The sequence below is a fragment of the Actinomadura coerulea genome (assembly GCF_014208105.1).
In the GTDB taxonomy this organism is placed as follows: Bacteria; Actinomycetota; Actinomycetes; order Streptosporangiales; family Streptosporangiaceae; genus Spirillospora; species Spirillospora coerulea.
This window is the reverse complement of record NZ_JACHMQ010000001.1, coordinates 2,130,334-2,154,360: the sequence shown is the minus strand read 5'-3', so window position 1 is coordinate 2,154,360 and position 24,027 is coordinate 2,130,334. Positions and strand designations below refer to the sequence as shown.

Here is a 24,027-nt window from a genome sequence, read left to right as displayed (position 1 = left end):
GCCGATGGAGATCCCAGCCGGGCTCGGCCGGGTGCTCGTGATCATCCCGACGTACAACGAGCGGGACAACATCGAGCGCATCGCCGGGCGGGTGCGCGAGGCCGTCCCGTCGGTGGACGTCCTCGTGGTGGACGACGCGAGCCCCGACGGAACCGGCGAGGCCGCCGACGCGATGGCGGCCGCGGACGAGCAGATCAAGGTGCTGCACCGGCAGGGCAAGGAGGGCCTCGGCCCCGCCTACATCGCCGGGTTCCGATGGGCCGCCGAGCACGGCTACGACGTCATGGTCGAGATGGACGCCGACGGCTCCCACCAGCCCGAGGAGCTGCCGCGGCTGCTGGCGGCGCTGGAGGACGCCGACCTGGTCATCGGCGCCCGCTGGGTGCCCGGCGGCCGGGTCCGCAACTGGCCGAAGCGGCGCGAGGCGCTGTCGCGCGGCGCCAACACCTACGCCCGCGTGATGCTCGGCATCCCGCTGCACGACTCCACCGGCGGCTACCGCGCCTTCCGCGCCGCGACCCTGGAGAAGATCGGGCTGGAGGGCGTCGACTCGCGCGGCTACTGCTTCCAGATCGACCTGGCGCTGCGGGCCCTGCGGCAGGGGCTGCGCGTGGTCGAGGTGCCGATCACCTTCGTCGAGCGGGTCCACGGGACCAGCAAGATGAGCCGGGACGTGATGGCAGAGGCGGCGCTGCGCATCACCCAGTGGGGGATGAGCGACCGCATCGGCAAGATCCGCGGCCCGGGCTGAGACGCTCCGGGCCGGGCGCGGGGAAACGAACGGGGCCGTCCCGGCGTTGAACCGGGGGAGAGGCTTTCGACGAACCCGAAGATGGAGCCATGCTGCCGCTGCTGATCGTCCTGGCGCTCCTGCTGGTGCCGGTCCTGGAGATCTTCGTGCTGATCCAGGTCGGCGAGGTGATCGGCGCCTGGCCCACGGTCGGCCTGCTGATCGCCGAGACCGCGCTCGGCGCGTGGATCGTCCGCCGGGAGGGCCGCCGCGCGTGGCGGGCCCTGCAGGAGACGGCGCGGCGCGGGGTGCTGCCCGACCGGGAGGTCGCGGACGCGGCGCTGGTCATGGCCGGTGGCGTGCTGCTGCTGGTCCCCGGCTTCGTCACCGACGTGATCGGGCTCGTGTTCGTGCTGCCGTTCACCCGCCCGCTCGTCCGCCGCGCCCTGTCGGCGTTCGCGGCGCGGCGGATGCGGGCCGCCGAGGAGCGCGCCGCCACCATGTTCCCGCCCGGCGCGGCCGGGTTCGACCCCTTCGGAGGGCGGCCCGGGCCCGAACGCGTCGAGACCCCGCCGGGACCGGTGGTCCGCGGCGAGGTCCTCCACGACGACGAGGCCGCCGACGGGCACGGCGACCGGAAGTCGCGCGCCTGACCCTCAGGCGTCGCGGACGGCGAGCGCGGCGCCGCCCGCCACCAGCGCCGCGGCCGTGTAGGCGGCCAGCACTCCGAGGCCCTCCCACGGCCCGATCGGCAGCCGGTCCACGCCCCGCGTCGCCTGGACGGCCAGGCCCGCCGTCATCGGGGAGACCCTCTCCAGCCGCTCCCGCCACTCCTCGTCCCCGACCAGCCGGACGAGGACCGGCACGATCCACAGCAGCGCCAGCACCGCGCTGATCGCCACCGCCTGCTCGCGCAGCACCGTCCCCGCCCCCAGGGCCAGCAGCGCCACCAGCACCAGGTAGAGGACGGTTCCGGCGGCCGCGCGGGCGGTGGGCCCGTCGGCGAGCGACAGCGGCGGGTAGCCGTTCGCGGCCGTGAAGCCGTTGCCGGGCAGGACGCCCCGCCCGGCCGCCAGCGACGCCAGCACCCCGGCCGTCCCGCCCGCGGCGACGAGCCCCGCGACCACGGCGGCCTTGGCGGCCAGCACGGTGGTCCGCCCCGGTACCGCCGCCAGCGTCGCGGCGATCGTCCCCGCGGCGTACTCGCCTCCGACCGCCAGGACCCCGAGGACCACCGCGGCCACCTGCCCGACCTGCACACCCGACAGCGCCAGCTTCGGCGTGTCCTCCACGCATCCGGCGGGGGCCGTGCAGTGCGCGGTGTCCACCGTCCCGGTCACCGCCGCGCCGACCGCGGCGACCAGCACCGCCAGCGCCGGCGCGAGCCACGCGGTGCTGGGCACCGTGCGCAGCTTCGTCCACTCGGCGCGCAGCGCGTGCAGGCCCGTCCACGCCCGGCCGGTCATGCGTCGCGCCTCCCGACCAGCCACGCGGCGGCGGCCAGCGCGGCCGCCGTGTACGCGCACAGCACCCCGAGCCCGGCCCACGGGCCGATCGACTGGCCGGCGCGGTCGACGGTCTGCTGGACCGCGAACCCGGCCGCCGGGGTGAGGCGCTCCAGCCACCGGGCCGCCGACAGCGGCAGCCCGGTCGCCACGATCTGCGGGACGATCAGAAGCAGCAGCACGATCGTGATCGCGGGCGCGCCGCGCCGCACGATCACCGCGACCGCCAGCGAGAACACGGCGATCAGGGCGAACAGGGCCCCCGTCCCGGTGACCGCGCGCAGCACCGCGCCGTGGGCCAGGGACGGCGCCGCGAGGCCGTGCGCGTGCTCCACCGGCCCGGCGAGCAGCACCGAACCGAACGCGGCGACCAGCCCCGCCGCCAGCGACGCCAGGCCCACCACGACCGCCTTGGCCGCCAGTACCCGGCCGCGCCGCGGGGCTGCCGCGAACGTGGTCCGCAGCATCCCGCGCCGGTACTCGGCCGTCACGAACAGCACCGCCAGCGTCACGATCGCGACCTGCCCGACCAGCGCGCCGGACAGGGTGGTCCTGGTGACGTCGTCGGCGAACAGGTTGGGCCCGATGTCGCCCACGCCCCTGAGCGCCAGCGTTCCCGCGGACCCGGTGCGGCCGTCCAGGGACGGGTCGGCCGCCGGGCCGCCCGGGGCGGCGCGGTCCTGCCAGGCGGCGTCCGGTCTCTCGGGCGACACCGCCACCTGGTCGAACGTCGCGCGCGTGGAGGAGGGCCGTCCTGAGATGCTCTCCCCGCCGAACATGCGCCGCACTTCGACGTCGTCGGGGGCGGCCACGAACACGCCCGCCAGGGCCGTGCGCGGCAGTCCCTTCAGCCGGACGGAACCGACGCGGCTCCAGCCGCGGCCGTCGGCCGAGGCGTAGCCCGTGACGTCGGTCCCGGCGCGGGTCAGCTTCAGCCAGCGCGGCACGGTGACCGTCCCGCCGCCGGCGCCGCCGCTCTTGTAGCCGCTGAGGAGGCGGACGCCGTGCCCCGGCGTCACCGCCAGCGCCGCATACGGGGTGCCCCCCTTGGTGCTCCCCCTGACCATCAGGCCCGCCTTGGCCCACGCGCCGCCGCCCTCCTGGGAGGTGACGCGCGCGACGACCGAGCCGTCTCCCGCCAGCGGCCGGTAGGTGTAGTGGCCCAGGTCGTTGATCTGCAGGAGTTCCGGGTCGGACGGCCCGCCGCCCGAGCCGGTGGACTGGCTCCCGGCCGCCGCGAGCAGCGCCACCAGCACGGTCAGCAGCACCGCCGCCGGCAGGGCCAGCATCCAGCGGCGGACGGTGCGCAGCTTGGTCCACTCGGCGGCCAGCAGCCGCCCGAACCCGTCGCGGGCCCTGTCCTGGACCGTGCTGCGGTACGACGCCGCCGCGGCGGTCTCCGCGGCGCTCACCGGGGCTCCCGCCCCTGCGCCGCCTGGAACTCCACCGCGTCCCGGGTCAGCTCCATGTAGGCCTCCTCCAGCGACGCGCGGTGCTCACCGACACCGCTGAACCCCACCCCGGCCTCGGTGAGCACCGCCACGACCCGCTCGGCGGCCAGTCCCGTGACGGTGACGGCGTCGGGGCCGGACGCCGCCACCGTCGCGCCCGCGCGGGCCAGGACGGTCATGGCGTCCCGGCGCTCGGCCGTGCGCACCTCCACCCGGCCGCCGGACGCGGCCTCCAGAAGGTCCGCGACCCTGGTGTCGGCGATCAGCCGGCCCCGCCCGATCACCACGAGGTGGTCCGCGCCGCCCTCCAGCTCGCCCATCAGGTGGCTGGAGACCAGGACGGCGCGCCCCTCGGCCGCCAGCGACCGCAGCAGCCCCCGGATCCAGGTGACGCCCTCGGGGTCCAGGCCGTTGACCGGCTCGTCGAACATCAGCACCGGCGGGTCCCCGAGCAGCGCCGCGGCGATCCCGAGCCGCTGCCGCATGCCGAGGGAGAACCCGCCCGCCCGGCGGCGGGCCGCGCTCGCCAGCCCGGTCAGCCCGATCACCTCGTCCACCCGCCGGACCGGCAGCCCGTTGGCGTGCGCGAGCCACAACAGGTGGTCGCGGGCGCGGCGGGCCGGATGGACCGCGGACGCGTCCAGCATCGCCCCGAGCCGGCACAGCGGCGCCCGCAGCGACCGGTAGGGCCGGCCGCCGACCAGCGCCGTCCCGCCGTCCGGCCGGTCCAACCCCATGATCATCCGCATGGTGGTGGACTTGCCGGCGCCGTTCGGGCCGACGAACCCGGTGACCTGCCCGGGGCCGACGGTGAACGACAGGCCGTCCACGGCGAGGGTGGGCCCGTACCGCTTGCGCAGAGCCCGGACTTCGATGGTTGCTTCCATGGACCGGGACACTACGGAGCGCCGCCGCCGCGGGTCGTCACGCCCGGGAGGCGTCTTGGCGGGCGGGGGCGGGGGACCGGGCGTCCCCCGGGGGAGGGACGCCGCCGCGGCGCCGTCCGCGCCACAATGGCGTTCGTGGGCGACAGCGACGGGACCGCGGAGCGGGCGCGGTGGCCGGTGGCCGGCGGCTGCCTGGCCGCGGCCGCCGCCGCCGAGGCCGTCTACCGCACCCACGGCTCGGGCGTGGTCCTGGCGCTGGCACTGGTGGTGGACGTGTGCGCGACGCTCCCCCTGGCGGCCGTCCGCGACCGGGGCCCGGCGGCCGCCGCCGTGATCACCGCCGCCGCGGCCGCGGCGTGCGTCCTGCACCGGGGGCCGGCCGTCGCCGCCCTCGCCGCCCTCGCCACGGTCTGGACGGTCCTGGCGCGCCGCCGCGTCCTGCGGCGCCGCGCCGAGGCGGCCGCGCGCGACGCCTCCCGGCGGGCGTTCGAGACCACCCTGCTGGAGCACACGGCGCGCGGCGAGCGCGCCCGCATCGCCCGAGAGCTGCACGACGTCGTCGCCCACCACATCTCGATGATCTCCGTGCAGGCCGAGACGGCCCGGCTCGCGGTCCCCGGCATGCCGGAGGAGGGGGCGAAGCGGCTGCTGGCCATCGGCGACACCGCCCGCACCGCGCTCACCGAGATGCGGCGGCTGCTCGGCGTGCTGCGCGAGGACGCCGGCGCCGAGCCGACCCGCCGTCCCCAGCCGGGCCTGCAGGAGCTCCTCGACCTGGTCGACCAGACCCGCGAGTCGGGCGCCGCGGGCGTCCGCCTGATCGTCGGCGGGCACGTCGCGGCCCTGGATCCCGGGCTGGAGCTGGCCGCCTTCCGGATCGTCCAGGAGGCCCTGACCAACGCCCGCAGGCACGCGGCCGGCGCCGCCGTCGACGTGGAGCTCGACTACGCCCCGGACGCGCTGCGCGTCAGCGTCCGCGACAACGGCCCCGGCCCAGGCGGCCCCGGCGGGAGCCCGGCCGGGCACGGGCTGCTCGGCATGCGCGAGCGCGCCGCCGCCGTCGGCGGCGACCTGCGCACCGGCCCGGGGCCCGCCGGCGGGTTCCTGGTGGAGGCGACGCTGCCGCTGGGGGAGGAGCCGTGAGCGTCCGCGTCGTGGTGGCCGACGACCAGGAGGTCGTCCGCGCCGGGTTCGGGGCCCTGCTGGGCACCCAGCCGGACCTGGAGGTGGTGGCGTCGGCGGCCGACGGCTCCGCCGCGGTGCGGGTGTGCCGCGACCATCGTCCCGACGTCGTGCTGATGGACGTGCGGATGCCGGTCATGGACGGCATCGAGGCCACGCGCCGCGTCACCGCCGAGCCCGACCCGCCGCGGGTGCTGATGCTGACCACGTTCGACCTCGACGAGCACGTCTACGACGCTCTGGTCGCCGGCGCCAGCGGGTTCCTGCTCAAGGACGTCACGGCCGAGCGGCTGTTCGACGCCGTCCGCGTCGTCGCCGCCGGGGAGGCGCTGCTGGCCCCGGCCGTCACCCGCCGCCTCATCGGGGAGTTCGCGCGGCTGCGGCCGCGCCCGCCGTCGCCTGGGCCGGCACTGGGCGAGCTGACCCCGCGCGAGACCGAGGTGCTGCGGCTGGTCGCGGCGGGCCTGTCCAACGCGGAGATCGCCGGCCGGCTGGTCGTGGGGGAGGAGACGGTCAAGACCCACGTCAGCCGGATCCTGCGCAAGCTCGGGCTGCGCGACCGCGTCCAGGCGGTCGTGGCCGCCTACGAGAGCGGCCTGGTGCTGCCCCGCGCGGGCCGGTGACCGGGCGGGACGGGCCCGGCGGGTCGTCAGGCCGCGGGCATGGCGAAGGCCCGCACCCCCGCCGGTACGGGCCCTCGCGTCGAGAACTGTCAGCCGCTCACGCGGACTTCCTGCGCCCCGCGCGCAAGATCTCCAGGCGTTCGGCCAGGACCTCCTCCAGGTCTTCCAGGGTCCGGCGCTCCATGAGCATGTCCCAGTGGGTCCTCGGCGGCTTTCCCTTCTTGGTTTGGGGCAGCTCGCCGTCGACCCGCAGGGCCGTGGCGCCGCAGCTGCGGCATTCCCAGGTGATCGGCACCTCGGCCTCGGCTGCGAGCGTCACGGTGAACCGGTGGCCCTTGGTACAGGTGTAGTCCACCTCTTGGCGAGGGGCCAGATCGGTGTTGCGATCGTTCTCGTAGCTCGTGGCTCCGAGTCGGGTGCCGCGAAGTGCGCGCTCGGCCATCGTCACGTGCCTCCCAGACGGCTTGCGGTCTTGCCCTGACCAACGCTGAACACCGTGACAAGATTCCCCCGCCCGAGGTGATCCAACCCTGCTGTTTGCGGCCGTCCCCCGCCGCCGGCGGGGAACACGCGGCTGGCGCGCTAGTGACGGGACGCGAGCACCTCGTCGATGAGGCCGTAGTCCTTGGCCTCGGCGGCGGTGAAGTAGCGGTCGCGGTCCAGGTCGCGGCGGACGGTCGCGGGGTCGCGGCCGGTGGCCTCGGCGAGGATCCCCTCGGTCTGCTCGCGCAGCCGCAGCACCTCCCGCGCCTGGATCTCCAGGTCGGTCGCGGCTCCCCGGGCGACATCGATCTCCGGCTCGTGCAGCAGGATCCGGGCGCGCGGCAGCGCCTGCCTGCGCCCCGGCGAGCCCGCCGCCAGCAGGATCGCCGCGGCCGACCCCGCCTGCCCGACGCAGGTCGTCTCGATCTCGGGCCGCACGTAGCGCATGGTGTCGCAGATCGCCAGCATCGCGGTGATCGACCCGCCCGGCGAGTTGATGTAGAGGGCGATGGGCCGGTCGGCGTCCATGCCCTCCAGCGCCAGCATCTGCGCGGTGACGTCGCCCGCGCTGATGTCGTCCACCGGCGCGCCGAGGAACACGATGCGCTCCTCGAACAGCTTGCTGTAGGGGTCGGTCTCCTTGCGGCCCTGGCCGGTGTGCTCCTCGAACTGGGGGACGAGGGAGCGCCGTTCCGCGCGTGTCATGTGCCCACCCTGTCGGTGCCGTCGATGACGTGGTCGACGAAGCCGTAGTCGCGGGCCTGCTCGGCCGTGAACCACGCGTCGCGGTCCCCGTCGGCCTCGATCCGCTCCAGCGGCTGCCCGGTGTGGAACGCCGTCCGCTCCGCCAGGGTCCGCTTGAGGTACAGCGACTGCTCCGCCTGGATCCTGATGTCGGACGCCGTGCCGCCGATGCCGCCGTGCGGCTGGTGCATCATCACGCGCGCGTGCCGCAGGGCATACCGCTTGCCCCGGGTGCCCGCGCACAGCAGCGTCTGTCCCATGGAGGCGGCCATGCCCATCGCGACCGTGGATATGTCGTTCGGGACGAACTGCATCATGTCGTAGATCGCCATCCCGGCGTCCACGACGCCGCCGGGGGAGTTGATGTAGATCGTGATGTCGCGCCGGGCGTCCCGCGCCGCGAGCAGCAGCAGTTGCGCGTTGATCCGGTTGGCGACCCCGTCGTCGATCTCGCTGCCGAGGAACACGATCCGCTGCGCCAGCAGCCGCTCGAACAGCTGCGCGTCCGCCGGTCGCGTCACCTCGTCCACGCGCGCCCGCGACCTGCCGGTGAACGTCTCCACCGGCCGCCCGCCGTCCTGTCGCCACGGTCCGCCGTCCATCGCGCCTCCCTGATCATCTGTACGTTTCGTACACTACGTACGGACAGTATTCCAGGGCCCGTGGGAGGGCCAGAGGGGGCGGGGTGTTTCGCTATACGATGAATCGCGTGGATGTTCCGGTGACCGAAGCACGCGCCCAGTTCGCGGACCTGGTGAACCGGGTCGCCTACACCGGTGAGCCCGTCAAGCTCACGCGGCGGGGCAGGGTGATGGCCGCCCTGGTCTCTCCAGAAGATCTGGAACTCCTGGAGACGGTCCGCGCCCAGCGCGCCGACCTGCAGGTCGGCGGGACCGTCCCGCCGGGGCAGCCGTCGCGGCCCGCCGAACGGCCCCAGCAGCAGCCGCAGCCGCCGATGCGCATCGCGGCCGAGTACCGCCCGCCCGGCTTCAGGCCCTGACCTCGGTCTCGCTACCGGTGCGCAGGCCGGCGCCGGGCCCGGGGCGCACGAGTCCCGCCGCCGCGGCCGCGACGACGCACAGCGCCACCGGCAGGAGCAGCGTCAGGCCGAGCGGCATGACGCGGGTGAGCGGGCCGATGACGGCGGGGCCCGCGAGCATCCCGAGGTAGCCGAGCCCGGCCACGCGGGAGACGTTGGCGCCCGAGGACTCCCGGTCATGGTGGCCCGCCGCGCTGAACAACTGGGGGACCGCCCCGGACAACCCCGCCCCGAGCACGGCCCAGCCGGCCAGGGCCGGCGCGGCCCAGGGCGACAGCGCCGCCACCGTCAGGCCGCCCGCGGCCAGGGCGGTGCCGTAGCGGAGGACGGCCACCGGGCCGTGGCGCGCGGCGAGCCGGTCGGCCAGCAGGCGCCCGCCGGTCATGGCGGCGGAGAAGGCCCCGAAGGCGAGCGCCGCGGTGCCGGGGGAGGCGCCCAGATCGCGCAGGTGCAGCACGCTCCAGTCGTTGGCCACCCCCTCGCACAGCATGATCATGAAGGCGAGGACGGCCAGCCCCCGGATCCGCCGGGGCGTCCGGCGGCGCGCCGGCGGGGCGGCGGTGTCCGGCGTTCCGCCGGACCGCAGCAGCGCGGGAGCGGCCGCCGCGCCCACGGCCGTGCTCAGGACCGCCGTCATGGCGAAGGTCGCCGCCGGGCTCCAGTTCCAGGTGAGCGTCCGGGCGCCGGCCAGGGCGGCCAGCACGCCCCCGAGGGAGAACGCCGCGTGGAAGGCGGCCATGACGGGCCTTCCGTAGCCGCGCTCGACCTGGACCGCGTGGGCGTTCATGGCGACGTCCAGCGCTCCATGGGCGGCGCCGAGGACCAGCAGCGCCGCGCCGAGGGTCCAGGCGTCGGTCGCCAGGCCCGGGAGGACCAGCGCGGCACTGGCCGCCGCGGCGCTGAGCGGCACCACCCTGCGGGCGCCGGCGCGGTCGGTGAGGGGCCCCGCGACCCGCATCCCGGCGACCGCGCCCGCGCCGAGCAGCAGCAGGAGCCGTCCGAGCACCGCGTGGTCGATCTCCGTCCGGTGCTCGATGGACGGGATATGGACGATCCACATTCCCAGCAGGAAACCGGCCAGGGTGAAGTAGGCGAAGGTGGCGAGCCGGGCGGCCCGCGGTGATCCGGCAGGTCCGGGAGGGGCGCCGGTCATACGAGCCTGACGTCCACGCCGGCGTCCCGCAGCCGCGCGACGGCGGGGCCGGGGGCGGACCGGTCGGTGATCACCATGTCGAGGGCGGTGGCCGGGCAGACGAGGCCGAGGCCGCTGCGGCCGAACTTGGCGCCGTCGCACACCGCGACGGTGCGGCGGGCCGCCGCGATCGCCGCGCGCTTGACCGGGACCTCGTCCAGGTCGTGCGCCGTCAGCCCGTGCTCGGCGGACAGCCCGCACACGCCGAGGACGGCGGTGTCGACGCGCAGCGCGGCGAGCGACGCCTCGGCGAGCGGCCCGGTGAAGGCCAGCGAGCCGGGCGCGGCCCGCCCGCCCGGGACGAGCAGCCGGATCTGCGCGGCCCCGCTGAGGGCGTTGGCGGCGTGCAGGTCCAGGGGGACGACGGTGAGCCGCCGGCGGGCGATCGTGCGGGCGACGGTGAGGGCGGTGGTCCCGGCGTCCAGCACGACGGCCTCGCCGTCGGAGAGGAGCGCGTCGACCTCGGCGGCGATCCGCTGCTTGGTCTCGGCCGCCTCGTGCTCGCGCACGGCGAAGGGCATGGCCTCCCCGCGCAGCAGCAGGCTCACCGCGCCGCCCCGCACCCGGCGCAGCACGCCCCGCTCGGCGAGCAGGTCGAGATCGCGCCGGATGGTCATCTCGGATGCGCCGGTCTCGTCGGCCAGGTCCGCCACGCTCACGCGCTCGGTCGTTCGCAACCGCTCAATGAGCATGTCCACCCTTTTCGAACTTTCCATGTGTTCAATCAATCAGATTCGATGTTAGATAGTCAATCGAGACCTGAGGAGCCGCCATGCCCGGGATCGTGTTCGACTACGCCGGCGTGATCAGCGCGTCCGCCCGTGGGCGCCGGGGTGCTGCCGCCCGAGACGGTGGCGGTGCCGCCCGGGCGCGCCTCGCCGGGTGAGCCCGGGGGGTCAGGACGGGGCGGGCGGCGGGTTCTCCTGCGGCCACAGGCCGCGGGAGGCCATCACGTCGCGGAGGGTGACCAGCTCGTCGGTCATGATGCCGTCGATGCCGAGGTCCAGGAGGCGCTTCATGGTGGCGGCGTCGTTGACCGTCCAGGCGTGGACCTGCAGGCCGAGCCGGTGGGCGTGGTCGATGAACGCCTCGGTGACGAAGGGGACGGGGCCGAGGCCGTAGGGCACCTGCGCGCAGGCGACGCCGGTGGCGGCGAGGCGCACGAGCTTGGCGGTGGGGCCCCCGATGGACTTGGCGCGCAGCGCCATCAGCCCGCGGGGGCCGAGCGCCATGCACACCTCATGGTCGGTGAACTGGGGGAGCCGGGCGCGCATCTGCGCCAGCCTGCGGGTGGAGAACGACGTGATGCACACGCGGTTCCAGGCGCCGGTGCGGCGCAGCGTCTCGGCGAGCGGCCCGATGACGGGGGCGTCCTTGAGGTCGATGTTGACGCGCGCCTCGGGGAAGGAGCCGAGGACGTCCTCCAGGCGGGGGATGGGCTCGGTGCCGCCGATGCGGGCCTTGGCGACCTCGGCGTAGGGGAGCCGGGCGATGGCGCCGGTGCGGTCGGTGACCCGGTCGAGGGTGCGGTCGTGGAAGGCGACCACGACGCCGTCGGCGGTGGCGTGGGCGTCGGTCTCCAGGTAGCGGTAGCCGAGGTCGGTGGCGCGCTGGAACGCGGCCATCGAGTTCTCGGGGCGGCCGGCCGCGCCGCCCCGATGGGCGAAGGGGATCGGGCCGCGATGGTCGAGGAATTCGTACGAGCGCCGCACCCGTCCGATTATGGCCGACCGCGCTGCCCGATCTGACCTTACTGCGTAAAGGGCGGGGGCCGGAGCGACACTGCTAACGTCGGCGCCGCAATCGATCAGCGAGGGAGCACGAGCATGGCGGACGTGAACGACTACCGGGCGACCTTCGAGCTGGTGGACGTGGACGGCGACGGCTACATCTCGACGGCGGAGCTGAAGAACCTGATGACCCGGCTCGGGCAGGACATCACCGAGACGCGGGCCGTGGAGGTGGTCGTGGCCGCCGACGCCAACCGGGACGGCAGGATCTCCCTGGAGGAGTTCACCGCGCTGATGGAGCAGGCCTCCAGGTGACGGCGGCGGCCGCGCGGTTCACCGCGCCCGGCGCCGCAGCTTGAGGGCGTTGTCGGTGCGGGTCATGGAGCGCCCGTCGGGTGCGGTCTGGACCCGCTCGTGCTCGTCGCTGCGCAGGACCTCCCAGTCGGCTTCCGGCAGGGCGAGCGACTCCAGGACCTCGCCGGGCGTGGGCAGGTGCACTCCCGGGTGCGCGTCCGGGTCCCACGGCGGGGGCCCGGCGTGCCCGACGACGAGCAGGGTACCGCCGGGCGCGACGGCGGCCGCGGCGGCCCGCAGGACCTCCTCGCGCGGCATGTCGGCGGGGGAGTGCAGGAACTGCGCCGAGACCAGGTCGTAGGACCCCTCGGGGAACGAGGCGGCCAGATCGCGGCGCTGCCAGTCGACGCGGTCGGCGACGCCGGCCTCCTCGGCGTGCCCGGCGGCGCGCTCGAGCGCCACGCCGGAGATGTCGACGGCGGTGACGCGCCAGCCGCGGCGGGCGAGCCAGACGGCGTCGGCGCCCTCGCCGCATCCGAGGTCCAGGGCGGTGCCGGGCTCCAGGCCGGCGGCTTCCTGCACGAGGACGGCGTTGGGCTCGCCGCTCCACATGTGATGGTGTTCGGCGTAGCGGGAGTCCCAGTACTGCTGGTGGGTGGTGGTGTCGTCCATGCTCCGATCGTGCGCGGTGACCCCGTCCGGAGGCGAACCCTGTTGCCGTTTCGGCAACGCGAGCAGGACGAGGGGGACCAGGGCGGCGGGGGCCGCGGCGACGGCGTAGCAGGCCGGGAGCGGCAGCGCCTCCAGGGCCGCGCCCGTGGCGGCGGTGCCGCCGGCCGCGCCGAGGTTCAGGGCGGTGTTGACCCAGGCGACGGCGCGCGTGCGGGCGCCGGGAGGCGCGTCGGCGTCGGCGAGCAGGTAGGCGGTGGTCAGCGTCGGGCCGATGAACAGCCCGGCGGCGAACGCCGCCGCGGCAAGAACGGCGACGGACGGGGCGAGTCCCGCGGCGGCGAGGCCGAGGCCGAGCGGGCAGGCGAGCGTCGCGAGCCTGGCCCGGCCGGGCGCCGAGCGGCTCAGCGCGCCGTAGGCGAGGCCGCCGATGGTGCTGCCGACGCCGATCGCGGCCTCGACCCAGGCGACCGCGGCGGGCTGGTGGTGCTGCTGCGTGAACGCGACGGCCAGCAGGCCGGTCGAGCCGAGGATGACACCGGTGGCCGTGGCCGTGATGGCCGGCGCGAGCGGGAACGCCCGCACGCGGGCCGCGCGGCGGTGCGGTTCCGGCCGCGGCGCCGCGGCCGGTGAGGCGACCATCCCGGCTGTTCCGGCGGCGATGAGCAGGGCTGCGAGAGCGACTCCGAGGGAGGGGGCGGCGACGGTGGCGAGCAGTCCCGCCAGGAGTGGGCCGGTGACGAAGACCAGTTCCTCCGACACGGTGTCGAGGCTGTAAGCGCGCCGCAGGAGCGGCCCGTCCGGCAGGAGGGTGCTCCACAGCGTCCGCATGACCACGCCGACCGGGGGCGCGGTGACGCCGGCGGCGAGGACCAGGACGGTGAGGAGCGCGACGGGGGCGCCCGGCCGTGAGGTCAGCACGGCGAGGGCGGTGAGGACGAGAGCGTAGGCGGCGGCCATCGGGGCCATGACGCGGCGCGGTCCGTGCCGGTCGATGAGTGCGGCGCGGACCGGTGAGACGGCGGAGACGGTGAGGCCGAGCAGGGCCAGCAGCCCGCCTGCCTGGGCGTAGGAGCCTGTGGACGCTGTGAACGCCAGCGTGAGGGACAGGTAGAGGGTCCCGTATGACAGGCGTGCCAGGAACGCGAAGGCGAAGGTGCGGGAGGCCTGGGGGGCGCGCAGCACGGCCGCGTAGGACGATGTCACGGAGAAGTTCCTCAGAGGGGGGCTACGGGGACGCTGGAAGCCGCCGCCGTATGAGCGGCGGCAGGGGCGTCTACCCATAGATGAGGAACTGCATGGCTTGATCGTAACGCGCCCGCGACGGTCGCGGTATCCCCGGCGGCCTCGTCCTCGCGATGAATATCGATCGCTGATGCGCGGTGACAGGGCGCTTCAGCGATGCATCACGTGCGGCGAACGCGAACGTGCCCGGGTCAGGCGCTCCATTCGCGCCGGCGGGCCTCGGCGAGGGCGACGGCGGTGGCGACGGCGACGTTGAGGGAGCCGACGCGTCCGATCTGGGGGATGTAGGTGACGGCGTCGGCGGCGCTCAGGAGGGCGGGGGAGCAGCCGTGGTCCTCACTGCCGATGGCGAGGCAGACGTCTCCGTCGAGGGGCGCCTCGTGCAGGGGCACGGCGTCGGCCGTCAGCTCCACCGCGACCAGCCGCAGACCGGCCTTGCGGACGGTGGCGGCGGCCTCGGCGGCGGTGCCGGCGTGTTCCCACGACACGAGGCGCTCGGTGCCGAGGGCGGTCTTGGCGACGTTGCGGTGGGTGGGGGCCGTGGCGTTGCCGGCGAGCCAGAGGTGCTCGACGCCGAACACGGCGGCACTGCGGATGATCGAGCCCATGTTGAACGGCTGGGTGACCGATTCGACGAGCAGGTCGACGCGGGCGCCGGTGCGCCGGCGCCAGTCGCGGTTGAGGCGCTTGACGTCGGTGGGGCGCAGCTGGCGGCGGCCCTGCGCGGGGTCGGGGGTGCTCATCGGGTGGGGCCTTCCGTGCGGGGGGCGACGCGCAGGACGCGGTAGGCGGACCGGGAGGCGATCCGCTCGGTGGGGAAGCCCTGGGCCGCGAGCCACTTCTGGAGGGAGTCGGAGCCGAGGTGCTTCTGGACGACGAGGTGGGCGAGGCCGCCGGGGGCCAGGCGGGGGAGCCAGGTGAGGAGGAGGTCGTGCAGGGCGGTCTTGCCGATGCGGATCGGGGGGTTGGACCAGATCGCCGCGAACCGCAGCCCGGGGTCGGCATCGTCCACCAGAGTGAACCTTACATTGTCAAGGCCCGCGGTTTTTGCATTATTCTCCGCGAGGGTGATGGCTCTCTGATTCACATCAACCCCAAGAACACTCGCCTGAGGCGAGCGTTTGGCCATGGTGATGGCGATGGGGCCGTATCCGCAGCCGAGATCGAGCAGGTCGCCGGTCTGCGGGGGCGGAGGGACGGTCTCCAGCAGCACGCGGGTGCCGGGATCGATGCGGTCGGGGGAGAACATGCCGCTGTCGGTGTCGAGCCGTAGGTGCAGGTCCGGCAGGACGAGGTCGACGGTGCGGCGGCGGCTGGCGGCGCCCGGCCGCTCCGCGAAGTAGTGTTCCCCCACGTCGGCCGACCGTATCAGCGTTCGGGGCCCTCCGGCGCCGTGCGCGCGGTCAGGGGAGGCGGGAGAACCAGGCGAGCGAGACGCCGCCGGCGGCGAAGGCGAACAGCAGCGCGATGCCGACGTAGCGGGCGGCGACGTCGCGGTGCTCGGTCCTGAAGCCGAGGGAGGTGCCGATGTTGGCGTACACCTCGCGGAGCTGGTCGGCGTCGGCGGCCTCGTAGGCCTTGCCCTCGGTGCTCTCCGCGAGGCTCTTGAGGGTCTCCTTGTTGACCGAGACGCTGGTGGTCTCGCCTTCGATGTCGACGGTGCCGTAGGGGGTGCCGAAGGCGATGGTGGAGACCGGGACGTGGGCGAGGCGGCTGGCGTCGACGGCCTCCTGCACCGACCGTCCGGTGGTGTTGTCGCCGTCGGACAGCAGGACGATGTGGGCGGGCGGCGGGTCCTGGCGGGCCTGGGCGTCGAAGGACCGGACGGCCTGCAGCGAGGTGAACACCGCCTCGCCGATGGCGGTGCGCTTGGCCAGGACGAGCTGGTCGAGGGAGGCGACGGCGGCGTCGCGGTCGGCGGTGGGGGCGGCGATGAGGTTGGCGTTGCCGGCGAAGGCGACGACGCCGACGTTGAAGCGGCGGGGCAGGTCGCCGATGAACCGCTTGGCGGCGGCCTTGGCGGCGTCGAGGCGGGAGGGGGAGACGTCCCTGGCCATCATGGACAGCGACACGTCGACGGCGACGACGATGGTGGCGCGGTCGCGGGGGACCTTGACGGCGGTGGCGGGGCGCGCGAACCCGAACATCATGAAGGCGATCATGATGAGGAACAGGACGGCGGAGACGTGCCGGCGCCAGCCGGGGCGGCGGGGGGCGACCTGGGACAGCAGCGCGAGGTTGGTGAACCGGACGGCGTACCGGCCGCGGCGCAGTTGCAGGAGCAGGTAGACGGCGGCCAGGAGCGGCAGGAGGCCGAGGAGCCAGAGGCGTTCGGGTGACAGGAAGGTCATGGGCGCACTCCCGCGTTGGTGACGGGCCGGCCTGCGGCGCGGCGCTGGCGGAGGGCGAAGCGGGCGACGTCGGCGATCCAGTCGCGGTCGGTGCGCAGGACGAGGTGGTGGGCGCCGCAGCGGCGCAGGGCGGCGCGGGTGCGGTCGCGCTGTTCGGCGGCGGCGGCGGCGTAGCGTTCGCGGACGCGGCGGTTGAGGACGATCTCGTGGACGGTGCCGGTCTCGGGGTCGGTCATCTCGACGAGGCCGACGTCGGGCAGGTCGAGTTCGCGGGGGTCGATGATCTCGATGGCGAGGACCTGGTGGCGGGTGGTGAGGCGGCGCAGGGGGCGTTCCCAGGCGGGCTGGCCGTGGGGGCCGTCGGGGGTGGGGTCGGCGCCGTCGGGGGTGAGGAAGTCGGAGATGACGACGCGCAGGCCGCGGCGGGTCTGGCCGCGGTCGAGGGAGGCGACGGCGGCGGCGAGGTCGCGGGGCGGGGCGGTGGTGCCGGTGCGGGGTCCGGCGCGGTCGTCGGCGGACTGGGCGTCGAGGACGGCTTGGAGGAGGGCGTACATGGCGGGCTTGCCGGTGCGGGCGGGCCAGCGGCGCATGCCGTCGTCGTGGAGGAGGTAGGCGCCGACGCGGTCGCCGAGGCGGACGGTGAGGAAGCCGACGGCGGCGAGGGCGGCGACGGCGAGGTCGCGTTTGATCATGGTGCCGGTGCCGAAGTCCATGCTGGGGGTGAGGTCGACCAGGGCCCAGGCTTCGAGTTCGTGGTCGGCGATGAGGTCGCGGACGTGGGGGGTGGTGGTGCGGGCGGTGACGGCCCAGTCCATGTGGCGGACGTCGTCTTCGCCGGGCTGGTAGAGGCGGGCTTCGGCGAGTTCGGTGCCGGGGCCGGGGAGGAGGCCGAGGTGTTCGCCGTTGAGGAGGCCGTCGAGGCGGCGGGTGACCTGGAGTTCGAGTCGGCGCAGGGTGCGTTCGGGGGCGAGGTGGGCGAGTTTGCCGCTGCGCCGGCGCCGGGGGGTCATGCGGTGGTCACCGCCGCCGCGCCGTGGTTCCAGACGACGCGGGGTGGGGGGACGGCGGCGAGGATCTGGGTGATGACGTCGGCGGTGTCGATGCCGTCGGCGAGGGCGTCGAAGGTGAGGACGATGCGGTGGGCCATGACGTCGCGGGCGACGGCGTGGACGTCGTCGGGCAGGACGTAGTCGCGTCCGGCGAGGAGGGCGAGGGCGCGGGCGGCGGAGGCGAGGCCGAGGGTGGCGCGGGGGCTGGCGCCGATGTCGATGACGCCGCGCAGGTCGGGGAGGCGGTACTGGTCGGGTTCGCGGGTGGCCATGACGAGCCGGACGATGTAGTCGGCGATGAGTTCGTGGAGGGAGACCTCCTGGGCGGCGCGTTGGAGGCCGGCGAGGCGGTCGGTGTCGAGGATCTGGGCGGCTTCGGGCGGGTCGACGCTCATGCGCTGGAGGATCTGGAGTTCCTCGTGGGCGGCGGGGTGGTGGACGTCGATCTTCATGAGGAAGCGGTCGCGTTGTGCTTCGGGGAGGGGGTAGACGCCTTCGGACTCGATGGGGTTCTGGGTGGCCAGGACGAGGAAGGGGCGGGGGAGGGGGTAGGTGTTGCCGCCGAGGGAGACCTGGCGTTCGGCCATGACTTCCAGGAGGGCCGACTGGACTTTGGCGGGGGCGCGGTTGATCTCGTCGGCGAGGACGAAGTTGACGAAGACGGGGCCGAGTTCGACGTCGAACTGTTCGGTGGAGGGGTGGTAGATGCGGGTGCCGACGATGTCGGAGGGGACGAGGTCGGGGGTGAACTGGAGGCGGGCGAAGGTGCCGCCGACGACGCGGGCGAGGGTTCCGACGGCGAGGGTCTTGGCGACGCCGGGGACGCCTTCGAGGAGGCAGTGGCCGCGGGCGAGGAGCGCGACGATCATGCGTTCGACCATGTGGTCCTGGCCGACGATGACCTTCTTGACTTCGGCGAGGGTGTGCTGCAGGAGGACTGCGGCCTCGTCGACGTCGGTGGCGGCGATGGTCATGTGGGTGTCCCTCACTTGTCCGTCGTGTGCCCTGTCCTCGTGCGTCGGATGGGGGGCCTTACGACCCTACGCGATCACTTGTACCCGTTCGCCGGGGATACGTGCGTGCGGAGAGTGATCGGTTCGGGGTGCGGGCGGGGGGTGTTCCGGGGCCGATCGTAGGGCGTGGTTGTTAGTGTTGCGGCCATGTCGAGGCCGTTGCCGCCTGGTGATCCTGCTCAGTTGGGGCCGTTCCGTCTGGCGGCGCGTTTGTCGGAGTCCGCCGCCGGGATCGTGTTCCTGGGGGTGGACGGTGAGGGGCGGCGCGCGAGTGTGGCGGTGCTGAACCGGGGTGCGGCGGGTGATGCGGCGGCGCGGGACCGGTTCCGTGCTGCGATCAATGCGGCGGTGCCGGGGCCGGGGCGTGGGCCGGGGGGCGTGGGTTCGGGTGAGGGTGCGCCGGTGGTGGCGGCGCAGCCGGATGGGCCGGCGCCGTGGGTGGCGACGTCGTATGAGGTGGATCGTGTGGGGGCGGAGCGGTTCCTGGAGCCGGTCGCGTTCCAGGGGTCGGGCCGTGGTCGGTGGGGTGGGCGTCGGCGTGGTCCGCAGTTCCAGCCGTACTGGTTGGGGTCGGGTGAGCCGGCGTTGGAGGGGCCTCGGCCGGTGCCGGGTGGTGTCGGGGGTGGGGAGCGGGCGCCGGAGCGGAGTCTGGTCGCGGCCGTGGTGGGGCTGGCGGCGGTGTTGCTGGTGTTGGCGTTGTTGATGGGTGTGTTGTTCGCGTGTCAGCCGGTGGCGAAGGAGCCGCCGCCTCCGCCGCCGGAGCCGACGCCGTCTATTCGGGGGCCGGAGCGGTCTCCGGTTCCGACGACGCCGGCTCCGTCGCCGTCGGTGCCGCCGAGGTCGCCGGGTCCGTCGTCGCCTGCGCCTTCGCCGTCGTCGGGTTCGGGTGGGGGAGACGGCGCGCCTTTGTAGGGTTTCGGCGGGGGTGTCGGCCTCCGTCTTAGACGGCTGCTTTGCAGGGAAATGGGCGTTGCGTGGTGGTGGGCGGGCGGCCAGCATGGGGGGATGCTGGAGAGTCTGCTCGCGTTCGCGGGCGCGGCGGTGCTGATCGCGTTGGTGCCGGGGCCGAGCACGGTTGTGATCATGCGTCAGTCGATGCGGTCGGGGCGGCGCGCGGGGCTGGCGGCGGTGCTGGGGAACGAGACGGGGGTGCTGCTGTGGGGGGTGGCGGCGGCGGTGGGGCTGTCGGCGCTGCTGGCGGCGTCGCGGCTGGCGTATGAGGGGTTGCGGGTCGCCGGTGCGGTGGTGCTGGTGTGGTTCGGGGTGCGGGCGTTGTGGCGTGCGCGCCGTGGCGGCCCGGGCTCGGCGGGTGCTGGTGAGGGTCTGGACGTGGAGGGGGACGGGCCGGGGGCCGGGGGGACGGGGTGGCGGTCCTACCGGCTGGGGCTGGTGACGAACTTCGCCAATCCGAAGGCGGGGGTGTTCGCGGTGTCGTTCCTGCCGCAGTTCGTGCCGGAGGGGTGGCCGGTCGCGGCGGTGCTGGTGGGGTTCTCGGTGCTGTGGGCGTTGATCGACCTGGTCTGGTACACGGCGGTGGTGTGGCTGGTGGGGGCGGCGCGGCAGGTGCTGGGGCGTCCTGGGGTGCGGCGTCGGCTGGACCAGGTGTCGGGTGTGGTGCTGGTGGGGCTGGGTGTGCGGCTGGCGGCCGAGGCGCGCTGAGGGCCTGCCGGCCGCGGCCCGCGGGGGCCGGGGGCCGGGGGCGCCGTTTTGGCACAATTTCATGATCGCTTTTAAGGGCGGGGGTCGTAGCCTGGGGCGGTGATCTCTCTGGATGGCCTCGCCGACCGCTACGTGGACGAGTTCGCCGCGCTGGACCCGTGCCTGGCGGCGATGATGGGGATCGCCGGGCAGGACGCGCGGCTGACCGACTACGGCCCCGACGGGGTGGAGGCGCGTGCGGAGCTGACGCGGCGGACGCTGGCGGAGCTGGGCCGAGTGCCGGTGCGGGGCGAGGCGGGGCGGATCGCGGCGGCGGTGCTGCGGGAGCGTCTCGAGGTCGAGGCGGCGCTGGACGAGGCGGGGGTGCGGGAGCAGTTCCTGGACACCACCGACGGGCCCGTCCAGCGGCTGCGGATGGCCGTGGAGCTGCTGGACCAGGGGGCGGACACCGACTGGGAGGCCGTCCGCGCGCGGATGCGGGCGCTGCCGGGGGCCCTGGCGGGGCTGCGGGCGTCGTTGCGGCGGGCGTGCGGGCGGGGCCGGGTGGCGGCGCGGCGGCAGGTGCTGCGCAGTGCTCGCGAGTGCGCGGACACGCCGGCGTACCTGGCGGGTCTGGCGGCGCGGTACGGGGACGGGCCGCTGCGGGGCGCGTTGGAGGAGGCGGCGTGGGGGGCGTCGGCGGCGCTGGAGGAGTTCGCGTCCTTCTTGACGGGGGAGCTGGCGGGGCGGGCGCCGGAGCGGGACGCGCTGGGGGCCGACCGTTACCGGCTGGGGGTGCGGGACTTCCTCGGGACGGAGCTGGATCTGGCCGAGACGTACGCGTGGGGCTGGGAGGAGCTGGCGCGGATCGAGTCGGAGATGGCGGGGGCGGCGGGGGAGATCCTGCCGGGTGAGCCGCTGCCGGCGGTGATGGCGGCGCTGGACGCCGATCCGGCGCACCGGGTCGGGGGCGCGGAGGCGTTCCGGGGGTGGATCCAGGAGTTGGCGGACCGGGCGATCGCCGATCTGGACGGGGTGCACTTCGACATTCCGGGGCCGCTGCGGCGGATCGAGTGCCGGATCCCGCCGGTGGAGGCGGGGATCTACTATCTGGCGCCGGCGGAGGACCTGTCGCGTCCGGGGACGGTGTGGTGGACGGTGCGGGACCCGTCGGCCGACATCGTGACCTGGACGGTGCCGACGACGATGTTCCACGAGGGGGTGCCGGGCCACCACCTGCAGCTGGGGGTGACGACGCTGAACCGGGGCCTGAACCGGTTCCAGCGACTGTCGAGTGAGCTGCATCCGGGGCATTGCGAGGGGTGGGGGCTGTACGCGGAGCGGCTGATGGAGGAGCTGGGCCACTACCGGGATCCGGCGCACCGGCTGGGGATGCTGGCGGGCGGGCAGCGGTTCCGTGCGGCGCGGGTGGTGCTGGACATCGGGTTGCATCTGGAGTTGCCGATCCCGGCGGGGACGGGGTTCCACGAGGGGGAGCGGTGGACTCCGGAGCTGGGTTTCGAGTTCCTGCGGGGGCGCATGGGGCCCGATCCCGATTCGGCGGTGGCGTTCGAGATCGACCGGTATCTGGGGCGTCCGGGGCAGGCGATCGCCTACAAGCTGGGGGAGAGGGTCTGGCTGGAGGCGCGGGAGGCGGCGCGGCGCCGGGAGGGCGCGGGTTTCGATCTGAAGGGGTTCCACCGGCGGGCGCTGGATCTGGGGCCGATGGGCCTGGACCGGTTGCGCGCGGAGCTGGCGCGGTCGTGACGGGCGGTGCCGCGAGGCGCCGGGGCCTTGGGTGCCGCGGGCGGACCTGGTGGCGAGGCGGCGCCCGGGGAGGATCGGGCGGGCGCATCGGTTCGGGCCGCGGGGGCCGGGTCAGACGGGTTCGGAGGGGTTGAGACGGGTGCGGTGGTGGCTCTCCAGGGCCTCGACGCCGGTTTCGCGGAGCCAGCGCCGCTGGTTGGGGCGCTGCCAGCCGGTCCGGGGGGTGTCGGCCGTGCCCAGGAGGCCGGTGCTCGCGGTGTCGAGCGCGCCGTCGGCGGCGTCGCCGGCCACGGAGTCGGCGATCTCGTCGGATCTGCCGATGTGGCAGGCCCGTTCGTCGCCGGGTTCGACGATGGTCTTGTGGTAGCAGGGCGGCCACCGCAGCAGCAGGCGGCGGCCGCACGTGGGACAGGCCCATTCCTCCAGCCCGGTTTCCCCGGTCCGGACGCGGCGCAACTCGTGGGTCCGGTACAACTTGCCTCTCCTCGCCCGTTGGCTGAGTTTCGGCCAATGTTCGTGCATTAGTGATTTCCCGTGCTCAGCAGGTTAAACGGCGCGGCAAGCCTCTTTAAGGACGAGGAGCAGACGTGCTTGGCATGTCCGTAACCCGGGTCCGCTGAGGGTGACGGCGGCGGCCCGACCGCGCCGCGGCCCGCCAGCGCCCGCACGACGGGCGGGGGTCAGAAGGGGTAGGTGGCGATCTCGCCGCGGACCGTGACCCACTGCGTCTCGGTGAACGCCTCGATGTTGGCGTCGGGGCCGCCGAACCGCGATCCGTTGCCCGAGGCCGCCACCCCGCCGAACGGCACGACCGGCTCGTCGTTGACCGTCTGGTCGTTGATGTGGACCAGCCCCGCCGGGACGGCGTCGGCGATCTTCATCGCCTGCCCGACGTCGCCGAGGATGCCCAGCGACAGCCCGTACTCGGTCGCCGCCGCCAGCTCCACCGCCTCCTGCGGCGTGGAGAACGGCACCACCGGCGCGACCGGCCCGAACACCTCCTGCGCGTAGGCGGGCATGTCGGGCGTCACCTCGTCCAGCACGGTCGGGCGGTAGAACAGGCCCTCGTGGGTGCCGCCCGCCGCCAGCCGCGCCCCGGCCGCGACCGTCGCCTTGACCAGTTCGTCGACGTGGGCGAGCTGCCCGGCGTCGATGATGGGGCCGAGCGCGACCGGCCCGGCCGCGGGGTCGCCGACCGCGAGCGTGTCGGCCTTGTCGGCCAGCGCCGCGACGTACTCGGCGTGCAGGCTCTCGTGCACCAGGTGCCGCCCGGAGGTCATGCAGATCTGCCCCTGGTGCAGGAACGCGCCCCACGCGCCCGCCGACACCGCGTCGGCGACCCGCGCGCCCGGCAGCACGATCAGCGCGTTGTTGCCGCCGAGCTCCAGGTGGGCCCGCTTGAGCAGGCGCCCGCACACCTCGCCGATCCTGCGTCCCGCGGCGGTGGAGCCGGTGAAGGACACCACCCGCACCTCCGGCGCCTCCACGACCGCCTCCCCGGCCTCGCGGCCGCCCGGCAGCAGGTGCAGCAGCCCCTCCGGCAGCCCCGCCTCCTGGAAGACCCGCGCGATGCTCACGCCGCCGCACACCGCCGTGCGCGGGTCCGGCTTGAGCAGTACGGCGTTGCCGAGCGCCAGCGCCGGCGCCACCGACCGCATCGCCAGGATCAGCGGGAAGTTGAACGGCGAGATCACGCTCACCACCCCGGCGGGGCGGCGCCGCGCCAGGCTCCACCGCGGCTGCGCCGACGGCAGCACCAGCCCCTGCGGGTGCGAGGCCAGCGCCGCCGACTCGTAGCACAGGCTCGCGGCGAAGTGCGTCTCGAGTTCCGCCTTCGGCGGGATCGACCCGGCCTCCCGCACGATCCACTCGCCGATCTCGGCGGCGTGCTCCTCGAACAGCCGGCCCGCCGCGCGCAGCACGGCGGCGCGCTCCTCGTAGGTGCGGGCCGCCCAGTCGCGCTGCGCGTCCGCCGCGGTCCGCGCCGCGCGCGCCGCGTCCGCCGCGCGGGCCTCGCCGAGGGTGCCGAGCGTCCCGCCGGTCGCGGGCTCGGTCGCCTCGAACACGCCGCCGTCCTCGGCCGCCGCCCAGCCGCCGTCGAAGATCTTCCCGGTCCACACACCAGGGTCGAGCAACGTCATCGTTCCTCCTCGCGAAGCGGGGTGCCCGCGCCGAAACCCCCACCCTCGCCATGCGCGGCGCGCGCCGGAACATCATCATTCCGTTCAGCGGAAACATCCGGGCGGAAAAACGCGTTGCGGCCCGGTGCCGCGCGGGGCACTCTGATCGCACGGCACCCGCACGGGCCCCGCCCGGACGGGACGTACCAAGGCGGGGATCGGCACCGGAAGGGAGGGACGGGATGTGACCGGTTGTCGCCGCGCACGCACCGCGCCCCGGTCCGCCGGCCGGACGCCCCGCTGACTCCGCGCCCC

Annotated in this window: 25 protein-coding genes; 8 read left to right on the top strand and 17 right to left on the bottom strand. The window is 74.8% G+C overall.

Features of this window, described 5'->3' with window-relative positions:
- The first annotated feature begins 4 nt into the window (after nt 1-4).
- Together BKA00_RS10015 and BKA00_RS10010 are read left to right on the top strand one after the other, a co-directional pair.
- Nucleotides 5-751, top strand: a complete 747-nt coding sequence (locus BKA00_RS10015) for a polyprenol monophosphomannose synthase (RefSeq protein WP_185024651.1) — start codon at nt 5-7, stop codon at nt 749-751.
- Nucleotides 752-840: 89 nt separating this feature from the next.
- Nucleotides 841-1,383: an FxsA family protein gene (locus BKA00_RS10010; protein WP_230298850.1), complete on the top strand. Its 543-nt coding sequence runs from the start codon at nt 841-843 to the stop codon at nt 1,381-1,383.
- Nucleotides 1,384-1,386: 3 nt separating this feature from the next.
- Here the strand turns inward: BKA00_RS10010 and BKA00_RS40365 are convergent, their stop codons facing one another.
- From BKA00_RS40365 to BKA00_RS09995, 3 genes are read right to left on the bottom strand one after another with little or no spacing between them, the layout of a single operon-like run.
- On the bottom strand, nt 1,387-2,196 hold the full coding sequence (locus BKA00_RS40365) for an ABC transporter permease subunit (protein WP_185024650.1): 810 nt from the start codon (nt 2,194-2,196) through the stop codon (nt 1,387-1,389).
- On the bottom strand, nt 2,193-3,647 hold the full coding sequence (locus BKA00_RS40360) for a DUF1349 domain-containing protein (RefSeq protein WP_185024649.1): 1,455 nt from the start codon (nt 3,645-3,647) through the stop codon (nt 2,193-2,195). The genes BKA00_RS40365 and BKA00_RS40360 overlap by 4 nt, the downstream gene beginning before the upstream one ends.
- Nucleotides 3,644-4,573 carry an ABC transporter ATP-binding protein gene (locus tag BKA00_RS09995; RefSeq protein WP_185024648.1) on the bottom strand — a complete coding sequence of 310 codons (930 nt, stop codon included), beginning with the start codon at nt 4,571-4,573 and terminating at the stop codon, nt 3,644-3,646. Before BKA00_RS09995 ends, BKA00_RS40360 begins: the two co-directional genes overlap by 4 nt.
- Before the next feature lie 135 nt (nt 4,574-4,708).
- Here BKA00_RS09995 and BKA00_RS39785 point away from each other — a divergent pair, with 135 nt between their 5' ends.
- Both BKA00_RS39785 and BKA00_RS09985 read left to right on the top strand, forming a co-directional pair.
- Nucleotides 4,709-5,716, top strand: a complete 1,008-nt coding sequence (locus BKA00_RS39785; protein WP_221493088.1) for a histidine kinase — start codon at nt 4,709-4,711, stop codon at nt 5,714-5,716.
- Entirely contained in the window at nt 5,713-6,378 is a 666-nt protein-coding gene (locus BKA00_RS09985) for a response regulator (RefSeq protein ID WP_185024646.1), read from the top strand. Before BKA00_RS39785 ends, BKA00_RS09985 begins: the two co-directional genes overlap by 4 nt.
- Nucleotides 6,379-6,475: 97 nt before the next feature.
- Here the strand turns inward: BKA00_RS09985 and BKA00_RS09980 are convergent, their stop codons facing one another.
- The 3 genes from BKA00_RS09980 to BKA00_RS09970 form a co-directional block, all read right to left on the bottom strand.
- Nucleotides 6,476-6,820, bottom strand: a complete 345-nt coding sequence (locus BKA00_RS09980) for an RNA polymerase-binding protein RbpA (RefSeq protein WP_185033953.1) — start codon at nt 6,818-6,820, stop codon at nt 6,476-6,478.
- 140 nt (nt 6,821-6,960) lie between these two features.
- Entirely contained in the window at nt 6,961-7,566 is a 606-nt protein-coding gene (locus BKA00_RS09975) for an ATP-dependent Clp protease proteolytic subunit (protein ID WP_185024645.1), read from the bottom strand.
- On the bottom strand, nt 7,563-8,207 hold the full coding sequence (locus BKA00_RS09970) for a ClpP family protease (protein WP_185024644.1): 645 nt from the start codon (nt 8,205-8,207) through the stop codon (nt 7,563-7,565). The genes BKA00_RS09975 and BKA00_RS09970 overlap by 4 nt, the downstream gene beginning before the upstream one ends.
- 119 nt (nt 8,208-8,326) lie before the next feature.
- On the opposite strand from BKA00_RS09970, the gene BKA00_RS09965 reads away from it, so the two are divergent.
- Nucleotides 8,327-8,605 carry a type II toxin-antitoxin system prevent-host-death family antitoxin gene (locus BKA00_RS09965; protein ID WP_230298848.1) on the top strand — a complete coding sequence of 93 codons (279 nt, stop codon included), beginning with the start codon at nt 8,327-8,329 and terminating at the stop codon, nt 8,603-8,605.
- On the opposite strand, the gene BKA00_RS09960 is transcribed toward BKA00_RS09965, so the two are convergent.
- From BKA00_RS09960 to BKA00_RS09950, 3 genes are all read right to left on the bottom strand, one after another.
- Nucleotides 8,595-9,797, bottom strand: coding sequence for an MFS transporter (locus BKA00_RS09960; protein ID WP_185024642.1), 1,203 nt, complete (start codon nt 9,795-9,797; stop codon nt 8,595-8,597). The two genes, BKA00_RS09965 and BKA00_RS09960, sit on opposite strands and share 11 nt — an antisense overlap.
- Nucleotides 9,794-10,528, bottom strand: a complete 735-nt coding sequence (locus BKA00_RS09955; protein WP_338072196.1) for a DeoR/GlpR family DNA-binding transcription regulator — start codon at nt 10,526-10,528, stop codon at nt 9,794-9,796. The genes BKA00_RS09960 and BKA00_RS09955 overlap by 4 nt, the downstream gene beginning before the upstream one ends.
- Before the next feature lie 204 nt (nt 10,529-10,732).
- Nucleotides 10,733-11,548 carry a glycerophosphodiester phosphodiesterase family protein gene (locus BKA00_RS09950; RefSeq protein ID WP_185024640.1) on the bottom strand — a complete coding sequence of 272 codons (816 nt, stop codon included), beginning with the start codon at nt 11,546-11,548 and terminating at the stop codon, nt 10,733-10,735.
- Between the two features lie 114 nt (nt 11,549-11,662).
- On the opposite strand from BKA00_RS09950, the gene BKA00_RS09945 reads away from it, so the two are divergent.
- Nucleotides 11,663-11,881, top strand: a complete 219-nt coding sequence (locus BKA00_RS09945) for an EF-hand domain-containing protein (RefSeq protein ID WP_185024639.1) — start codon at nt 11,663-11,665, stop codon at nt 11,879-11,881.
- Between the two features lie 18 nt (nt 11,882-11,899).
- Here BKA00_RS09945 and BKA00_RS38215 read toward each other — a convergent pair whose 3' ends face one another.
- From BKA00_RS38215 to BKA00_RS09915, 6 genes are all read right to left on the bottom strand, one after another.
- Entirely contained in the window at nt 11,900-13,735 is a 1,836-nt protein-coding gene (locus BKA00_RS38215; RefSeq protein ID WP_230298847.1) for an MFS transporter, read from the bottom strand.
- Between the two features lie 230 nt (nt 13,736-13,965).
- Nucleotides 13,966-14,517 (bottom strand): TrmH family RNA methyltransferase, encoded by a 552-nt coding sequence (locus tag BKA00_RS09935; protein ID WP_185024638.1) that lies wholly within the window; start codon nt 14,515-14,517, stop codon nt 13,966-13,968.
- Nucleotides 14,514-15,128: a class I SAM-dependent methyltransferase gene (locus BKA00_RS09930; protein ID WP_185024637.1), complete on the bottom strand. Its 615-nt coding sequence runs from the start codon at nt 15,126-15,128 to the stop codon at nt 14,514-14,516. Before BKA00_RS09930 ends, BKA00_RS09935 begins: the two co-directional genes overlap by 4 nt.
- Nucleotides 15,129-15,177: 49 nt before the next feature.
- The gene (locus BKA00_RS09925) at nt 15,178-16,125 is read right to left on the bottom strand and encodes a VWA domain-containing protein (protein ID WP_185024636.1); all 948 of its coding nucleotides are present in this window, start codon (nt 16,123-16,125) and stop codon (nt 15,178-15,180) included.
- Entirely contained in the window at nt 16,122-17,135 is a 1,014-nt protein-coding gene (locus BKA00_RS09920; protein WP_185024635.1) for a DUF58 domain-containing protein, read from the bottom strand. Before BKA00_RS09920 ends, BKA00_RS09925 begins: the two co-directional genes overlap by 4 nt.
- Entirely contained in the window at nt 17,132-18,148 is a 1,017-nt protein-coding gene (locus BKA00_RS09915; protein WP_185024634.1) for an AAA family ATPase, read from the bottom strand. The genes BKA00_RS09920 and BKA00_RS09915 overlap by 4 nt, the downstream gene beginning before the upstream one ends.
- 1,044 nt (nt 18,149-19,192) lie before the next feature.
- Here BKA00_RS09915 and BKA00_RS09910 point away from each other — a divergent pair.
- Both BKA00_RS09910 and BKA00_RS09905 read left to right on the top strand, forming a co-directional pair.
- The gene (locus BKA00_RS09910; protein WP_185024633.1) at nt 19,193-19,846 is read left to right on the top strand and encodes a LysE family translocator; all 654 of its coding nucleotides are present in this window, start codon (nt 19,193-19,195) and stop codon (nt 19,844-19,846) included.
- Between the two features lie 99 nt (nt 19,847-19,945).
- On the top strand, nt 19,946-21,592 hold the full coding sequence (locus BKA00_RS09905) for a DUF885 domain-containing protein (protein WP_185024632.1): 1,647 nt from the start codon (nt 19,946-19,948) through the stop codon (nt 21,590-21,592).
- A gap of 111 nt (nt 21,593-21,703) precedes the next feature.
- On the opposite strand, the gene BKA00_RS09900 is transcribed toward BKA00_RS09905, so the two are convergent.
- Both BKA00_RS09900 and BKA00_RS09895 read right to left on the bottom strand, forming a co-directional pair.
- Nucleotides 21,704-22,066 (bottom strand): hypothetical protein, encoded by a 363-nt coding sequence (locus tag BKA00_RS09900; protein WP_185024631.1) that lies wholly within the window; start codon nt 22,064-22,066, stop codon nt 21,704-21,706.
- A 206-nt stretch (nt 22,067-22,272) separates the two neighbouring features.
- Nucleotides 22,273-23,733 carry a benzaldehyde dehydrogenase gene (locus BKA00_RS09895; RefSeq protein ID WP_185024630.1) on the bottom strand — a complete coding sequence of 487 codons (1,461 nt, stop codon included), beginning with the start codon at nt 23,731-23,733 and terminating at the stop codon, nt 22,273-22,275.
- Between the last annotated feature and the right edge of the window lie 294 nt (nt 23,734-24,027).

Coding starts and splice junctions, on each gene's coding strand:
- BKA00_RS09970 (WP_185024644.1), bottom strand. CDS start 8,207: ATGGACGGCGGACCGTGGCGACAGGACGGCGGGCGGCCGGTGGAGACG.
- BKA00_RS09910 (WP_185024633.1), top strand. CDS start 19,193: ATGCTGGAGAGTCTGCTCGCGTTCGCGGGCGCGGCGGTGCTGATCGCG.
- BKA00_RS09920 (WP_185024635.1), bottom strand. CDS start 17,135: ATGACCCCCCGGCGCCGGCGCAGCGGCAAACTCGCCCACCTCGCCCCC.
- BKA00_RS10015 (WP_185024651.1), top strand. CDS start 5: ATGGAGATCCCAGCCGGGCTCGGCCGGGTGCTCGTGATCATCCCGACG.
- BKA00_RS40365 (WP_185024650.1), bottom strand. CDS start 2,196: ATGACCGGCCGGGCGTGGACGGGCCTGCACGCGCTGCGCGCCGAGTGG.
- BKA00_RS09980 (WP_185033953.1), bottom strand. CDS start 6,820: ATGGCCGAGCGCGCACTTCGCGGCACCCGACTCGGAGCCACGAGCTAC.
- BKA00_RS09960 (WP_185024642.1), bottom strand. CDS start 9,797: ATGACCGGCGCCCCTCCCGGACCTGCCGGATCACCGCGGGCCGCCCGG.
- BKA00_RS09945 (WP_185024639.1), top strand. CDS start 11,663: ATGGCGGACGTGAACGACTACCGGGCGACCTTCGAGCTGGTGGACGTG.
- BKA00_RS09925 (WP_185024636.1), bottom strand. CDS start 16,125: ATGACCTTCCTGTCACCCGAACGCCTCTGGCTCCTCGGCCTCCTGCCG.
- BKA00_RS09955 (WP_338072196.1), bottom strand. CDS start 10,528: ATGCTCATTGAGCGGTTGCGAACGACCGAGCGCGTGAGCGTGGCGGAC.
- BKA00_RS09975 (WP_185024645.1), bottom strand. CDS start 7,566: ATGACACGCGCGGAACGGCGCTCCCTCGTCCCCCAGTTCGAGGAGCAC.
- BKA00_RS10010 (WP_230298850.1), top strand. CDS start 841: ATGCTGCCGCTGCTGATCGTCCTGGCGCTCCTGCTGGTGCCGGTCCTG.
- BKA00_RS09895 (WP_185024630.1), bottom strand. CDS start 23,733: ATGACGTTGCTCGACCCTGGTGTGTGGACCGGGAAGATCTTCGACGGC.
- BKA00_RS09935 (WP_185024638.1), bottom strand. CDS start 14,517: ATGAGCACCCCCGACCCCGCGCAGGGCCGCCGCCAGCTGCGCCCCACC.
- BKA00_RS09915 (WP_185024634.1), bottom strand. CDS start 18,148: ATGACCATCGCCGCCACCGACGTCGACGAGGCCGCAGTCCTCCTGCAG.
- BKA00_RS09995 (WP_185024648.1), bottom strand. CDS start 4,573: ATGGAAGCAACCATCGAAGTCCGGGCTCTGCGCAAGCGGTACGGGCCC.